The organism is Desulfosporosinus burensis (genome assembly GCF_054657535.1).
The window spans coordinates 18,671-33,413 of the sequence record NZ_BAAHYN010000015.1 but is presented as its reverse complement, the minus strand read 5'-3'; the positions used below and the strand labels follow the sequence as shown (position 1 = coordinate 33,413).

General features: G+C 42.4%; 18 protein-coding genes and 3 pseudogenes. 18 read left to right on the top strand and 3 right to left on the bottom strand.

The genetic code is table 11. The features are described 5' to 3' along the window. The first annotated feature begins 43 nt into the window (after window positions 1-43). The 14 genes and pseudogenes from ACYQ3Q_RS22925 (at window position 44) to ACYQ3Q_RS22860 (ending at window position 10,709) form a co-directional block, all read left to right on the top strand. Entirely contained in the window at window positions 44-154 is a 111-nt protein-coding gene (locus ACYQ3Q_RS22925) for a hypothetical protein (RefSeq protein WP_459930779.1), read from the top strand. Next, entirely contained in the window at window positions 151-1,449 is a 1,299-nt protein-coding gene (locus ACYQ3Q_RS22920) for an AAA family ATPase (RefSeq protein WP_459930778.1), read from the top strand. The genes ACYQ3Q_RS22925 and ACYQ3Q_RS22920 overlap by 4 nt, the downstream gene beginning before the upstream one ends. Next, window positions 1,427-1,693 carry an McrC family protein gene (locus tag ACYQ3Q_RS22915; RefSeq protein ID WP_459930777.1) on the top strand — a complete coding sequence of 89 codons (267 nt, stop codon included), beginning with the start codon at window positions 1,427-1,429 and terminating at the stop codon, window positions 1,691-1,693. Before ACYQ3Q_RS22920 ends, ACYQ3Q_RS22915 begins: the two co-directional genes overlap by 23 nt. A 12-nt stretch (window positions 1,694-1,705) precedes the next feature. Continuing rightward, window positions 1,706-1,912, top strand: a pseudogene (locus ACYQ3Q_RS22910) (hypothetical protein); the annotation flags it as partial. 26 nt (window positions 1,913-1,938) lie between these two features. After that, window positions 1,939-2,094, top strand: coding sequence for a hypothetical protein (locus ACYQ3Q_RS22905; protein ID WP_459930776.1), 156 nt, complete (start codon window positions 1,939-1,941; stop codon window positions 2,092-2,094). Between the two features lie 643 nt (window positions 2,095-2,737). Then, window positions 2,738-4,390, top strand: coding sequence for an FAD-dependent oxidoreductase (locus ACYQ3Q_RS22900; protein ID WP_459930775.1), 1,653 nt, complete (start codon window positions 2,738-2,740; stop codon window positions 4,388-4,390). 725 nt (window positions 4,391-5,115) lie between these two features. Beyond that, window positions 5,116-5,649, top strand: a complete 534-nt coding sequence (locus tag ACYQ3Q_RS22895; RefSeq protein ID WP_459928140.1) for a DUF6431 domain-containing protein — start codon at window positions 5,116-5,118, stop codon at window positions 5,647-5,649. A 40-nt stretch (window positions 5,650-5,689) separates the two neighbouring features. Continuing rightward, window positions 5,690-7,042: a DDE-type integrase/transposase/recombinase gene (locus tag ACYQ3Q_RS22890; protein ID WP_459928141.1), complete on the top strand. Its 1,353-nt coding sequence runs from the start codon at window positions 5,690-5,692 to the stop codon at window positions 7,040-7,042. Beyond that, on the top strand, window positions 7,035-7,835 hold the full coding sequence (locus ACYQ3Q_RS22885; protein WP_459928142.1) for an ExeA family protein: 801 nt from the start codon (window positions 7,035-7,037) through the stop codon (window positions 7,833-7,835). Before ACYQ3Q_RS22890 ends, ACYQ3Q_RS22885 begins: the two co-directional genes overlap by 8 nt. Beyond that, complete coding sequence (locus ACYQ3Q_RS22880; protein ID WP_459928143.1) at window positions 7,832-8,107, top strand: hypothetical protein; 276 nt, start codon at window positions 7,832-7,834, stop codon at window positions 8,105-8,107. The genes ACYQ3Q_RS22885 and ACYQ3Q_RS22880 overlap by 4 nt, the downstream gene beginning before the upstream one ends. 110 nt (window positions 8,108-8,217) lie before the next feature. Continuing rightward, window positions 8,218-8,403 carry a hypothetical protein gene (locus ACYQ3Q_RS22875; protein ID WP_459928144.1) on the top strand — a complete coding sequence of 62 codons (186 nt, stop codon included), beginning with the start codon at window positions 8,218-8,220 and terminating at the stop codon, window positions 8,401-8,403. A 292-nt stretch (window positions 8,404-8,695) separates the two neighbouring features. Beyond that, a pseudogene (locus ACYQ3Q_RS22870) lies at window positions 8,696-9,820 on the top strand (radical SAM protein). Between the two features lie 409 nt (window positions 9,821-10,229). Then, on the top strand, window positions 10,230-10,424 hold the full coding sequence (locus tag ACYQ3Q_RS22865; protein WP_045577246.1) for a shikimate kinase: 195 nt from the start codon (window positions 10,230-10,232) through the stop codon (window positions 10,422-10,424). A gap of 57 nt (window positions 10,425-10,481) precedes the next feature. Continuing rightward, window positions 10,482-10,709 carry a hypothetical protein gene (locus ACYQ3Q_RS22860; protein WP_156146617.1) on the top strand — a complete coding sequence of 76 codons (228 nt, stop codon included), beginning with the start codon at window positions 10,482-10,484 and terminating at the stop codon, window positions 10,707-10,709. Window positions 10,710-10,862: 153 nt separating this feature from the next. On the opposite strand, the gene ACYQ3Q_RS22855 is transcribed toward ACYQ3Q_RS22860, so the two are convergent. Both ACYQ3Q_RS22855 and ACYQ3Q_RS22850 read right to left on the bottom strand, forming a co-directional pair. After that, on the bottom strand, window positions 10,863-11,213 hold the full coding sequence (locus ACYQ3Q_RS22855) for a hypothetical protein (protein ID WP_459930774.1): 351 nt from the start codon (window positions 11,211-11,213) through the stop codon (window positions 10,863-10,865). A gap of 4 nt (window positions 11,214-11,217) precedes the next feature. Next, on the bottom strand, window positions 11,218-11,433 hold the full coding sequence (locus tag ACYQ3Q_RS22850; RefSeq protein WP_045577244.1) for a hypothetical protein: 216 nt from the start codon (window positions 11,431-11,433) through the stop codon (window positions 11,218-11,220). Between the two features lie 175 nt (window positions 11,434-11,608). On the opposite strand from ACYQ3Q_RS22850, the gene ACYQ3Q_RS22845 reads away from it, so the two are divergent. Then, window positions 11,609-11,821, top strand: coding sequence for a KTSC domain-containing protein (locus tag ACYQ3Q_RS22845; RefSeq protein ID WP_045577243.1), 213 nt, complete (start codon window positions 11,609-11,611; stop codon window positions 11,819-11,821). Here the strand turns inward: ACYQ3Q_RS22845 and ACYQ3Q_RS22840 are convergent. Then, window positions 11,818-11,964, bottom strand: a complete 147-nt coding sequence (locus ACYQ3Q_RS22840; protein WP_156146618.1) for a BC1881 family protein — start codon at window positions 11,962-11,964, stop codon at window positions 11,818-11,820. The two genes, ACYQ3Q_RS22845 and ACYQ3Q_RS22840, sit on opposite strands and share 4 nt — an antisense overlap. Before the next feature lie 132 nt (window positions 11,965-12,096). Between ACYQ3Q_RS22840 and ACYQ3Q_RS22835 the strand changes: the two are divergent. The 3 genes and pseudogenes from ACYQ3Q_RS22835 to ACYQ3Q_RS22825 form a co-directional block, all read left to right on the top strand. Further along, window positions 12,097-12,524 (top strand): annotated as a pseudogene (locus ACYQ3Q_RS22835) (DUF3102 domain-containing protein); the annotation flags it as partial. Window positions 12,525-12,736: 212 nt separating this feature from the next. Beyond that, the gene (locus ACYQ3Q_RS22830; protein WP_459930773.1) at window positions 12,737-13,639 is read left to right on the top strand and encodes a Druantia anti-phage system protein DruA; all 903 of its coding nucleotides are present in this window, start codon (window positions 12,737-12,739) and stop codon (window positions 13,637-13,639) included. Next, on the top strand, window positions 13,632-14,438 hold the full coding sequence (locus ACYQ3Q_RS22825) for a transposase family protein (RefSeq protein ID WP_459930772.1): 807 nt from the start codon (window positions 13,632-13,634) through the stop codon (window positions 14,436-14,438). Before ACYQ3Q_RS22830 ends, ACYQ3Q_RS22825 begins: the two co-directional genes overlap by 8 nt. Window positions 14,439-14,743 lie beyond the last annotated feature (305 nt).

Below are 14,743 nucleotides of genomic sequence, written 5' to 3'. Positions count from 1 at the left end.
TCAATACGACATAGAGAAACACTCGCTGTATTATTGGGCGGAAATGTACTCCAGGCAGATGCGTGAAGGGATGGCCTACAAGGAACTGGCGAGGGCGGTCACGATTAACATTAAAACGCTGGACACGCAACGTGGCAGTTTGCAAATGAAGTGAAAATAGGCGACGTCATTTTCGTCAAGAAAGGCATAAAGAAGATTATCGGCCGCGGCGTTGTTACGTCTGATTATATATTTGATGAATCGAGAGAAGAGTATCGCCATATTCATACCGTAAATTGGACAAATAAGGGCGAATGGGATCATGAAGGCCAAATCGTAATGAAAACCCTCACGAATATTACCCCGTACACTGACTACTATAAACGACTTGAGAATATGTTCGCTGCGTCAACAGATGATGTACTCATCTCTGACGACGAAGCTGTGTCTCAGTTTGATAATTACACTGCAGAGGACTTTTTGTCAGAGGTATTCATGACCGAGGAGCGTTATAATACCTTGAAAAATCTCCTTATAAAAAAGAAGAATATTATTCTGCAGGGCGCACCGGGCGTTGGCAAAACCTATGCAGCAGAGAGATTAGCCTATTCCATCATGGGTGAAAAGGATACCAGCAGAGTTATGGTTATTCAGTTCCACCAGAGCTATAGCTATGAAGATTTTATTATGGGATATCGCCCAACAGAAAGTGGTTTCTCTTTAACAAAGGGCCCGTTCTACGATTTTTGCAAAGAAGCTGAACCAGATGATCGAGAATATTTTTTCATCATCGATGAAATTAACCGAGGAAACCTCAGTAGGATTTTCGGAGAGTTATTAATGTTGATTGAGAATGATAAACGAGGCAAGGAAGTACGTCTGCTATATTCAGACGAGCAATTTTCTGTCCCGGAAAATGTCTATATTATCGGCATGATGAATACTGCGGATCGCAGTCTTGCAATGATTAACTATGCACTTCGCCGTCGCTTTGCCTTTTTTGAATTTGAACCGGCTTTCGGAAGTGCAGGTTTTAAACGCTATCAGGCGACAGTAGCGAATAAAAATTTAGATAGTTTGGTAGGAATTGTTGATGCGATGAACCGTGTCATATCGAGCGATGCATCACTTGGTAGTGGTTTCTGTGTTGGCCATAGCTATTTTTGTACTGGGGATGTTATTGATGATGCGTGGCTGTCAGATTTAGTGGAATACGAACTTATACCGCTGATAAAAGAATACTGGTTTGACGAGCCGTCGAAGGTGGAACACTGGTCTCAAAAATTACGGTGGTGCTATTACATGATTAGGATGAAAAATGTTTATTATATGCTGGCTTACGCATATCAAACACTGAATGAAGAGGGATTCAGCAGTGTTAAATCCGAGGACTTTGAAAACGTCCATGATTTAATGGCGGCGATTCTGATTCGTGAATGGGCAAACCATGCAAAGGAATACAAGGTATGACAGTACCACCATTATCACGGGCAATCTGTATGAAATATTCACTTATGTTAAAAACAAGGATTTCCATGGGAGCGGAAACGTAAGTGGTGTGCTTTTATATGCAAAGACCGATGAAGACATTACTCCCGATAACGACTACATGATGGGTGGTAATCAGATAAGTGTCAAAACACTCGATCTAGGTGCTGAATGGACTGAAATTAAGACGCAGCTCGAAGGTGTAGCCGCAATGATAGCAATTTAATGCTATGTTTGGCAGAGGTATCTTAACCAGCCTGTTAATGGTGGCAAGGTATTGTTTTTTGTGAGGGAGTACAAGAAAGCGGGAGCATTTGCTTCTCCCTTTACCTGTCTGGGCTTGTGTGATTTTCAAAGTCACTATGGTTCGGCGCCCATCAGTATTGTCTGGAAGATGAAGGAGCCGCTGCCGGGGTTTGTGATGAAGAAGACGGTAAAGGTTTGATTTTAACAAGTGAAGGTTTCCTTCATGTGGATGAGGTTGGGGAATTCAGAATTCGTAGTTATATAGAAAGTAATTATGTAAAATATAGTTATTTAAAGATACTTGAGGCAGCCAAAGAGTATGATAGAAATCCTGATGATATCCGTCTGAATTTGGAGTACCCAGATCAAATTGATTGGTGACTTATATTTCCGTTTCAACTATACGCATCGCTGTGAGGAACGGAGTCCTTGAAGTTTAACGTTTGGCTGAGAAACAAATCAGGCCGCCTCGTGTTATGAGGCGGCCTGAACCCTGTGAATAGTTCAGCTACAAGTTTCATCTTTTGTCTGGGAAATTTCGCTATAATAGTTGTGACAGGTTGTCGAGGGACGGTTAGCCACCCCCTTTTAGAAAGGGGGTGGTAGGATGATCTCAATGGTTGAGGCGATGTATCTCATCATTGCATTTGCGACACTCATTGTTATGATCATGAAGAAGAAATAACCGCCCCCGGCCAGGATGGCGGCTATTTCTTATAACCTCTAATTCGGGCTAACCGTTTGGTTAGACAACCTGCCGGACTGGCGTGCTTGCAACACGTCAGTCCTTTTCTAATATTATACTCAGAGATTGTAAAATATGCAACCAGCCCACATATAGGTAAGATTGGATGAAGATAACAAAAGGATGGACATTTAGATATTCGCAGATATAAAAAATGGAGGAGTAATTGAATTATAAAGAGAAGATAACATGCTTGTTGTGAATGCCAATTAATCATGTTACAATTTTCATAAACTTGTAAACTAAAGGATAATTCTATTTGCTAAAGGAGAAGTTGTGATGAGCAAAAAGGTACTCATTGTTGGTGGAGTCGCAGGGGGAGCCAGTGCTGCAGCACGCTTGCGCCGTTTGGATGAAGAGGCAGAAATCATTATCTTTGAGCGGGGAGAACATATTTCATACGCTAACTGCGGCTTACCGTATTATGTTAGTGGAGTTATTAATGAGCGGGAAGCTCTTTTGGTCTCAAAGCCAGAAGCTATGAGAAATCGCTTTCGTATTGATGTAAGAATCTTTAGTGAGGTTACCCGTATTTTTCCTGAGGAAAAAGCCGTCGAAGTCCAAGAACAGAGTGGCAAGGTTTATCGAGAATCCTATGATCAATTGATCCTTTCTCCCGGGGCGGCTCCGCTTCGTCCGCCGATTCCCGGGATCAATGACATCGCTGCTCTTGTTGTGCGTAATGTTACAGATATTGATCAGATTAAGAAATTTATCGATGAGCAGAAACCTCAAACAGCAGCAGTCGTCGGAGGAGGCTTTATCGGCCTGGAAATGGCCGAAAATCTCCATGCCAGAGGAGTAGATACAACGATTATTGAAATGAGCAATCAGGTCATGGCTCCTTTGGATTATGAAATGGCTGCAATTCTTCATGAGCACATTTTCAATAAAGGAATCAACCTCATTTTGGAAGATGGGGTAAAATCCTTTGCGAAAAAGGAAAATGGAGCTCTTATTACACTCCAAAGCGGCCAGGAAGTACAAGCTGATTTAACGATCTTGGCTATTGGTGTCAAACCGGAAATTAAATTAGCAAAGGAAGCCGGGCTAACCATCGGAGAGTTAGGCGGCATCAAAGTCAATGAACGGCTCCAGACTTCAGACCCTAATATTTACGCTGTTGGCGATGTCATTGAAGTAAAACACTTAGTAACAGGACAAGCTGCGCTCCTACCGCTTGCCGGGCCTGCCAATAAACAGGGCCGCATTGTGGCCGACATTATCGCCGGTCGGGACAAGAAATATGAGGGAACTCAAGGCACTGCTATTGCCAAGGTTTTTGATTTAGCTGCGGCGTTCACCGGAGCGAATGAAAAAATGCTTAAGAAATTAGGAATTCCTCATGAAGTCTTGTTTACTCACTCCAATTCCCACGCCGGGTATTATCCTGGAGCAACAAGATTATCCATAAAACTTGTCTTTGATAAAAATAATGGCCGAGTCCTGGGTGCCCAGGCTGTCGGAGCTCAGGGTGTCGATAAACGGATCGATGACATTGCCGGGGTAATCCGTAACCAAGGGACTATTTATGATTTGCAGGAACTCGAACTGGCCTACGCCCCGCCCTTTTCATCGGCTAAAGATCCTGTGAACATGGCCGGCTATGTGGCGGAAAACATCATTAATGGTGATGTTCGCATGATTCATTGGCAGGAACTTAGTAAACTTAAAGCGAAAGATATATGCATCATTGATGTTCGGGACGAAGAAGAACGAAGAGCTAAATTTATCCCCGGCTCGCTGCATATCCCTGTCAATGAGCTGCGCAGTAAATTATCGGAACTTCCGAAAGATAAGGAAATCGTAGTTTACTGCGAGATTGGGCTGCGAGGCTACGTTGCTTATCGAATCTTGGCTCAACACGGATTTACCAATGTTAGGAATTTATGCGGAGGTTGGGTTACTTATTATCCGGCTGTTTTTGGATAAGGTTTTCCCAATTTACCGGAAAAGAATCCCTAGAGGCCATTCGGCGTAAGAGATAAAGTATATCACAGAAGCCTCTTTGGAAGATGAAATTTGAGGTGGTAAAAGTCTGGCTACTAAAGGATGCTGCTGGTTAAATGATAATATTTAGGCGCCAATCAGGTATAAAACTGTATAATTGTAGATATCGATTACAACGCAAGAGAAGATTATGCTCTTAGGGCTTTAGTCAAAAAACTTAAACAGATTGTATAACATATTAATAGGTTATCTTTTATAAGTATGGGCAAAGATAGGACCAAAGGAGCTGGTTTTCTTTGCCCATGTATAATTTTCCGACAAAAAAACGAAAAATAAATATAAGGAAACAAGATGCAAGTAATATTTTTTTAAAAGGCTACTCGACTAATTAAGAACTATGCTCCAAAGAATGATTATTCATTAAAAGAGTTAAAGCGTAAGTTGAGAGATATCTGGAGGTTTTAGAGGTTTTGATCTTATGCCATCATAGTTTTAGGGAAAATTTATATCTCAGGTGTGTACGCTGAATTAAATAGTCCGAAAGCTGACGGTCTTGCCCGTCCCTAAGTTGACGAATATAATGACCATAACGTTATCCTTGAAGAAAGGAGAAAGACGCCTCTTTTTTGATGTGGTACTGCTACAACAGCATCACTAGAGACGTCCTCCCAATAACAACATGATCATTGTATCAAATTATTCGCTAGTTGAGAAGAAGTATAGGACTGGCGTTTTTTGTTAGGAGTGCGGAAAGCGTACCTTGCCCTTGTTGTGGGAAACTCTTAATCGTCATAGGCAGTCGTCATCGGGTATGGTTTCAAAGTTCTGGAGGAAGATCAATACTTATCATTCGCAGACTACGCTGTGAGTCATGTTTCAAGATTCACCATGAATTGCCGGACTTGCTTGTTCCTTACAAACGCTATGATGCGGAAAGTATTGAAGGTATTTTAAACGAACCACCACGCACCGACATTGCAGTGGATGAATCAACGATCTCACGTTGGAAACTCTGGTTTCTCACGTGGGTAGTCTACGCCCATGGCTGCTTACAGTCGATCTCAATTCGTTACAACCTTGCTGTGGAGAACTCGTCCGATCGACCACAGTCCGCACTCCTCCAACTTCTTGGACAGTTTGTCGGTACCGCAGACGGATGGATGAGTAGAACTGTCCAACCGATCGCAAATTCTCATCGTTGGAGACAGACCCGTTCTGCATTCATGTCCACCTTCATCTGAGATAGAATCATGCTAATCCCACGAAATGGAGGCGTTAGCAATGAAAGATCAGAAGAAAGCGGAAGAGATTGCAGCTGGGAGGGTACAACTTTTGTCACCGTTACTAGCAGACGGACTGGACCCAGCCAAGGCCCGTCAACTTAAAGTTGCCCTTTGTGCACAATCAGGTTTGTCAGAGCGTACACTGCGTCGGTATTTGGCGCAGTATCGAGAAGAAGGGTTCAGTGGACTTCTACCTAAAGGAAAAGGGGAAAAACAGACAGAGGCAATTCCTGCCCATCTCTTGGAACAAGCGATTCTATTGAGGCGTGAAGTTCCGAGTCGCAGTGTCAGCCAAATCATTCAAATCCTAGAATGGGAAGGAAAAGCACAACCCAAGCAGCTCAAACGAAGCACTTTACAAGAAAGGCTTATGGAACGCGGCTATAGCTCCCGGACCATGCGGATGTATACGAATGACGGAGCTGCGGCTCGAAGGTTCCAGAAACGACATCGCAATCAATTATGGCAATCCGACATAAAATATGGACCTTTTCTTCCGATCGGCCCGAACGGTACCCTCAAACAAGTGTATCTTGTTTTGTTTATTGACGATGCAACGCGTTACGTTCTTCACGGTGAGTTTTATCCAACGCTCGATCAGGCCATTGTGGAGGACTGCTTTCGAAAGTCTATCCAACAAAATGCGCTTCCTGAAGCCGTTTATTTTGACAATGGCAAGCAGTACCGCACTCGATGGATGGGTCGGACTTGCTCCAAACTAGGTATCCGATTGTTGTTTGCTAAACCCTATTCTCCAGAATCTAAGGGGAAGGTAGAACGCCTGAATCGTGTGGTTCAAAGTTTCCTCAATGAAGTCCTGCTCGAAAAACCGAAAACATTGGATCGACTTAACACCTGGTTTCAATTATGGCTTAGCGAATGCCACCAAAACAAGCCTCACACCGCACTGGGAGAGACGGCCAGTCCCGAAACTGCGTATCGGAGCGATCGCTCACCACTTCGATTCGTAGAACCTGAAATCTTAACGAATGCATTCCTCCATAGCGAAGAGCGCAAAGTGGACAAGTCCGGTTGCATTAGCTTTATGGGGAAAAAATATGAGGTAGGGCTACTCTTCATAGGAAGAAAGGTCCAACTCGTGTACGATCCCGCTGACATCACGGAATTAACCATCGAATACGAGGGTCATGCACCTTGGACGGTTCGTGAGCTAGTCATCAGGGAATGGTCTGGAAAACGTCCGGCGCTACCGGATCATATGCAACCAGAAAAAGCGGACGAATCGCGTTTACTTCGTGCAGCCGAGGAGCAGAATAAGCAACGAAACGAACGGCAAGCTCCTGCCGTCTCCTACCGAACAGTTCGGAAGGAGTTAGAAAAGCATGTATGAATCGTTCTACGGGCTGAGTCACACACCCTTCTCAAGGGATATTCCCACCGATAAATTGTACCTATCCAGCATACTGGAAGAAACGCTTGGTAGGCTCGAATATGCAGCAGAGCGTCAGTTGTTTGCCGTCATCACCGGCGACTGTGGGACAGGAAAAACGACGACGATTCGCCGGTTTGCGAAAACACTTGATCCAGCGAAGTACAGGATTTTATACTTGTCGGATTCAAAGTTAACACCTCGTCACTTTTACAAAGGAATGCTTGAGCAACTTGGATACGAGTCGAAGTTCTATCGTGGCGATGCCAAACGCCAACTGCATCGGGAGATTGAATTGATGCGCGGAATTCATCGATTGCAGGCAGTTGTCGTCGTGGACGAAGCGCATTTGCTGGATAAAGAGATGTTGGAGGAAGTTCGCTTTCTACTTAATATGAAGATGGATGCAGAGAGCCCCATGGCGCTCATTCTTGTCGGTCAGAACGAGCTATGGGATCGTCTACACCTGCAGGCTTACACCGCGATTCGTCAACGTATCGATTTGCAGTGCAAACTGTCGCACTATGATCGGGCCGAGGCAGAGGCCTATATGAAACGGCACTTGGTTTATGCGGGTGCAACCAGCGACATTTTTTCAGACCAAGCGATCGACGATATTTATCGTTACTCCAGCGGTGCCGCCAGACTCATTAACAAGTTATGCACCCATTGCCTCCTCTACGGTTCGCAGAACGGTCACAGGATTATTGATGACCGGATGGTAAAACGTGTGATTGAGGGGGAATTGTCATGAATCGACCCGGCTTGGAAGACTATTTCATTAAAACAGGGTTCTATGATCTCCTGCCGATGGCCTTGAAATTAGCGAGGACCCTGGGATATGACCATTTTGAGATGATTGAAGCGATCTGTAAAGTCCATGATAAGTTTAATCAGTATCCACCCACTAGAAATAGAATAGCTTGGTTTAGACTGGTTTTTGAAGAGAAGCTGAAAGAGTCTAGAGCAGACATTCTGGCCTTTAAGGCAACGACCGATCATCTTCGGGAAAAAGCGAGTACATAAGAACGGATAAAGTTGATCGCTCACTAATAGAACGATGGAAACCGATGTAGATTGGTGTTGCTCTGATGTATAAGTTGTCGTCCCTTGCATCAAAATGAGGAGGGAAAAAGGTGCCTAGACAGTCAATTGAACTACCTGATAAGGTGAAAAAAGGTCTTGATACTATGGCTACGGCTTTTGGGATGACGCAAAATGCGCTTATTAGTCTTGCTGTCGCCACGATGGTTGTAAAATATGAGGCTGAAGGAACAAGGATTTTCTTTGATTTGATCTCGCTACCAACAAAATCTAAATAGTCATTGATTACACATATACCCGATAACTGGCCAAGGCCATAATTGAAGACGCTGGTAACGCTGCGGTGAGACAGACAGACTGACTGACGGATATTCATTTACCTTATTGGTCAGCTTATCTGTCTACCGCCGGACAGCTTACGCCGTCAGGTTTTGGATGTTAAACGGCATCAGTAACACTCAGAGGCAGGTCATGTGGAGTGCGTATGTCTTTTGAAGAAGACTATGTGAAAAAGCATAGCAGGAAGATAGGAATCGAATCTTTAGTAGAATTAATTATAGGAGGACATGTATGAAAATTTCAAAGAAAGATGCGTTGTTTTGGTTTGAATTCTTTTCAATATTGCCAGAGGATGAGGAAGTTATGACAAAACAACAAGAAATCATTTACGCTACCTTTGCACAAATTGAGGCTGCGATCGATCATAGAAATGATATGTTAATGTCGGAAATTAGAGGCTTGAAAACTTTGGAGAATAGAACTTTTTTTGTGGGAAATGAAAGCAAATTCCCCAAAGGATGTCGTTCTTGTCTGTTGGGAACCGGTTTGAGTGCAATCAGGAAAACGAACAAATGTAACTTAGAGTGTAAGTTCTGCTATCATTATGGAGAACTGGATGATATTGCTCCGGTTGGCGAAGGCATGTGGGAAATAGGAGACACAAAATTTTATGAGAAGGACATTGATTTACTTCTTTCCATCCAACAGAAGCCCACGGGCATTTCCTACGTTTATTTAGAGCCATTCATGGAAATTGAAAAATACTATCCGGTTATAAAGAAATTCAGTGATGCAGGGATTCATCAACATCTCTATACAAATGGCACTTTAGCTACGGAAGAGACGTTGAAAGCTTTAGGTGAAGCCGGTCTTGACGAGTTGCGTTTCAACCTGGGTGCCTCAAATTGTTCGGACAAAGTGATTAAAATTATGCAATAGCGAAAAAATACATTAAAAATGTAAGGTATTGAAACGCCAATGACTCCTGAGTTCTTCGAAACTTTTTTCAAGAAGAAGCAAGCGATCTTAGAGACAAAACTCGATTTTATCAATTGTGCAGAATTGCACTTAAATGCCAATAACATAGACAATTATTACGGGGAAAACATGTATATTTCCAGACATGGCTATATATCTCCGATTTGGAGTAGGGAATTAACTCTGAAATTCATGAAAATAGCCGTTGAAGAAAGCTGGGATTTAGCAGTTCATGATTGCTCAAACTATACGAAATTTGCCAGAGGTTTGAATTTTAGTGGCAATGAGGGCAGGTGGGTCGGAGCCAGTAATTATACCTGTGCGTTTTTCAGGATACCCTACGAAGTATTTTTACCCATACTGCGTGATGACAATTTCAAATTTTTGTATGAAGAGGAATTACCTGCCGGCTATAAACCAGGAGAGCTGGTTTTTTAGTAAGACACCAAATGTTGTAAAAACAAGGTGCTGCACAATAGTTCTTCGTAAATTTAAATACTTATCGCGATTTCGAACGGAGTTGAGCATGAATATCTAAACCGATCGGCGCCTTTAAACGCGCAAGAGATTGAGGAGTGTACCCTCTCTCTTGTAAGTAGTTTACAATGGCGCTAATCTTTTTTGTATTCCCAGCATCCCGACATATGTTGTCCGAAAGTTGAGGATCTCCTTGAGACACTCCGTATCTGTCGGATGACTTCTGGTCGCAATGACGACATTTGAAGAAGCAATACGCAAGCAGGCTGGCAACGGTTTGACTTGACTGATGAAGAGATTGAACGGCGCTTAGACGAAGAGTAGGATCTAACAGATTAATAAAGAAAAACTAAGAAAGCGTGAATAGTAAATGCGATTATTTCTCAGGGGGGTAAGCTGTGTCGGAAAAACAACCATTGGCAAGCAGTTGGCACAGGAAATTGGGTTCAAATTTTTTGATCTAGATTATGAGGTAGAGATTTATTATGCCAAACCAATAGAATTCCTCCAAAAGGAATTCTTCACGATGGCTGCCTTTCGTCAAAAGGCTGCGCTGGTGTTATAGAAAATTATTGATAGTAACCAAGATAATTATATTGTCGCCTTACCGCCAAGTGGATTTATGGAAGTTTACTGGAAGAAGGTACAGATGGTTAATCCCGTTACGATCGTGCTTGCAGATCGGGCTAAGAACATTGTGCATCGGCTGGAGCTTTTTGATCAATATTCAAAACCACTGGCGAAAATGGACCTTACGGAGTCAGAAAAGACCCATTATTTGCGTGAGATTAGCTTGGATATTAAGTATTTTGGTCGGAGAGATCTGCGACACATGTCGGTAATCCAATAACGTTACCCGAAATATCCGTACCCACGCATTCTAATCCTGCTTCATTCGGAACGGTTTGTATGTGGATATGAATGTCTGTTTTGAATGTAGGTACTAAAGTAGAAAAAAAGGAAGGGAGAATGATAATAAGACCCCGATGCGGAGGTCTTATCTTTATAAGTATGGCTTAATTATTCTCTTTATCTCTGCCTTTGATATAGTCTCATGATCTTTCTTTGAATAAACAGTCAACAAATATATTTTAGATAAACTTTCTGAATATAGATAAATAAGTCTAAATCCATTAGTTTTCCCTACATTTACACTCGTATTTTTAGCTCTAGCTTTATAAACATGTTCACTTTGACTTAAATTTAACCCTTTAATTTCGTCACCAATCAAAATGTCATTGATTAAACATTTAAAAATATCATCATATAAATCATCTTCTATATGTCGATACTTCTTTTTTCGTATATAATCTCTAACATCCTGATCAAGTGTGTTAGTCGGGACAATATTCATTTAACTACAGTCTCCCGTTTTCTTTATCCTTCTTAATTTTTGAAAACCAATCTTGAAGAGAAGTTTCTGCCTTTTTCCCTTCTTTCATAAGTTTAACTTCATTTAAAGATTGTCTTAAAGATTCAGTAGGAGGACAGTGTCTATTACTTAATATTTCACTTTCTATTATACTCATTTTTTCTCCCTCCTCTTGAGGACTATCATTGTTTTTCTTGTCCATATCATATCACCTGCCAAACCCTGTTTCAATATTATATGTATAGTTTTACCAACTTAGAAGGAGATAGTCATATATTGTATTTTCCCAAACACCAAAATGTCACAATAAACCATCTTCTGTCGAATTTCTCAAACTCTGGCCAATATATAGTAGGATGGAGTGGGAGGTGAGAGAGATGAATCGAATACGTGTAAGTTCCAGCACAATTCATTCTGTTGGTTATGAACCAACCACACAACTCTTAGAAGTTGCTTTTCATACTGGATGGATTTATGAATATTATGGCGTTCCAAGTAATGTTCACCACAGTTTAATGAATGCAAGTTCTAAAGGGATTTATCACAAAGAAAATATTAAGTTCACATATCAATATAAGAGAATACACTAATCCGTGATTATTAATATCCTGGCCATACCTACAATAGTTTTGTCGCCAATAGTTATCTTTTCATAAGGATTCACAATTATTTCTTCAACACCTTCTCTATTTACCAGTTCATTTACTAGTTCAAATGTGTAATTTGTTTCCATAATAATTAACTCCTTTTTACTGTTCTTAAAGAACAGTATCTTTTTATATTGTTCACTGAACCATAAATATTTATTATCATTAACGCAGAGAAGCATCCAACTTTTCTTGCAAGTATTCCTCCCAAGACGGATATCACAGATCGCACGCCGCTTGTGATCGCGGCTGAAATAAACACGATCAGACACCTGGCCGGGAAATCCTCCTTACCGGCGCCATTGAAATCGGCCGGCGCATGAAGGAGGCTAAGGACCTGCTTCCCTATGGAGAATGGGGAAAGTGGTTGAAGGAATCGGTCAGTTACTCCCAGCGAACGGCAGACAGGTTAATGCAGCTCTGCGAAGAGTACGGGACGAAACTGATTGCCTCCCCCGACAGTGAAGGCAATCTAAATTCGTCACTGGTGACGAATTTGACCTACACCCAGGCGCTCATCCTTCTTGGGATCCCGGAAGAGGAGCGGGAGGAGTTTATCGCGGAGCATGATGTCGAGAGCATGAACAAATTGGAATTGCAGCAGGCTGTCAAGGACAGAGACCTGGCTATTCAGGGACCAGGGGACCAGTGCCTGACACCAACTTATCATGGGAAGCAATTGAACGGAAATTGCTCAGTCCCTTTCATTATTTTGGTGTGACCAGAGCTGAAGCATAACTTTACATCTCATATAAGGGCAGGGGTGTAAAGTTCTTTTATTTTACTTTTTCGCGAAATAGGGCTGGTCGCCACAAAACCGATCTGTTATGATAGTCTTGAATAGGTAGGTGACCACCAATGGACAAGACGATCATGGTCTACTCTGGCAGAAATTTCACATCTGAAGAGATAGAACTTATCCAATGGACCAGAAAAAAATATCCCCAACTATCAAGGACCGAATTAGCAAAAACCCTATGTGAGTTTTTAGGTTGGACTACCCCTGCTGGGAAAGCAAAAAGAGCTCAATGTACTTCGTTTTTAGAAACGTTGGAAGAAGCAGGGCTCATTAAGCTTCCCCCTATAGAGATTGCTAAACAACGAACTTTAAATTCAAAGATAACCGAATTTCAGATTGATACCACTCCAATCACCTGTGAATTAAAGGCACTAGAGCCGATTCATCTGGAAATTGCGAGAGCGGGTATGGATTTAAAGCGTTGGAGACATTATGTTAACGGGTATCATATGCTGGGTGACAAACAAGTCTTTGGTTCTCGCTTGGCCTACTTTATTAAATCAAGGGAGACAATCCTCGGTTGTCTTCAGTTTTCGGCATCCTCATGGGCTTTGAGCTTTCGGGACGAGTGGATTGGATGGAAGGTTCAGGATCGTAAGCTTCGACTCCATCTGATCGTGAATAACAGCCGATTTCTCATACTTCCCTGGGTTAACGTTAAAAACCTAGCCAGTAAAGTCTTATCGTTGGCGATCAAACAGCTTCAAGAAGACTGGCTGCGCGAATATTGTTATGCGCCCGTGCTTTTAGAAAGTTTTGTCGACACATCTCACTTTGCAGGCACATGCTATAAAGCCTCTAATTGGCTCTATCTTGGTGAAACCCAAGGTCGTGGTAGAGTGGATCGAAAAAGAGAGTATGCTTTATCTCGTAAAGCGATCTATATGTATCCCCTCCAAAAGGATTTTAAGGATTGTCTTAAAGGGCTTAAGCCCTGCAAAATGGTGAACCCAGATGACTAGATCGGAAAAACGACAAGAGAAACGAGCGCAAGAAGACAACCTTAAACGCAAAAAGTTTGAAGCCCAAGGATTTATGTTTTCAACACAGGCGTATCCAGAAAAACGGTCCATAGCCAATAGAAAGCGAGGCTACGGAACACCGGAAGACGAGAAATTAGACCGACAGAGCAGTGTCGAAGCTGCACTAAGGGTGTATCAAAGAACACTACCCATCCTCCTTAAACGATTAAGCAAAATCAACGATCCAAGACAGCCAAAGAAGCTAAAACACAGTTTGACGGTGCTCATGATCTATGGGATTCTGATGTTTGTCTACCAACAGTCTTCCTTAAGGAACGCGAATAAAGAAATGAGCACAGCCATATTTTTCGAGAATATGAAAACGATGTTTCCAGACTTTAAAACGATGCCCCATGCCGATACCTTAAGCAGGCTCTTGGAGAGAATTAAGGTGGAAGAAATCGAAGAAAGTATGCTAGAACTTTTTGAACAGCTGGTAAAAAAGAAGAAATTCAGGAATTATCTGATCAACAAGCGCTACGTCATAGCCATCGATGGGTCTCAAAAATTCATGAGAACCGAACCATGGACAGAAGAACCCCTGGTAAGGCATGTTGGCAAAGATAAACAGGCACACTATTATGTTTATGTGATCGAGGCCGTCGTCATTTTTGAGAACGGGATAACCTTACCTCTCATGAGTGAGTTTCTAAACAACGAGGAGTATCGAGAGCTAAGTACGAACAAGCAAGATTGTGAACGCAAAGCGTTTTACCGTTTTGTGAGTATTTCGGGGTGAAAGAGCCGCTTTAGCGGAAAAAGAGAGCCGCCTTCACGCTCAAACTGAGCCACCTTCACGGAACAGAGAGCCACCAAAAAAGTCGATTTTCTCTGGGGTTAAACTTGACATGGGGCCCCACGGGATGTGCTTCAGTGGGTCGAGGGGTGTGGCTAAAAGGAAGACTGTCTTTTGGGTAAGCCCCACCCCCTTGATTTAGGGTAGCACATCCCTACCCATGTCAAGTTTTAATTTCGGGTCTGTAACAACGGCTTGAAACTAGGGCGGCTCCCTTGAGCGTGAGTCTGGCTCTTTTATTCCGTGAT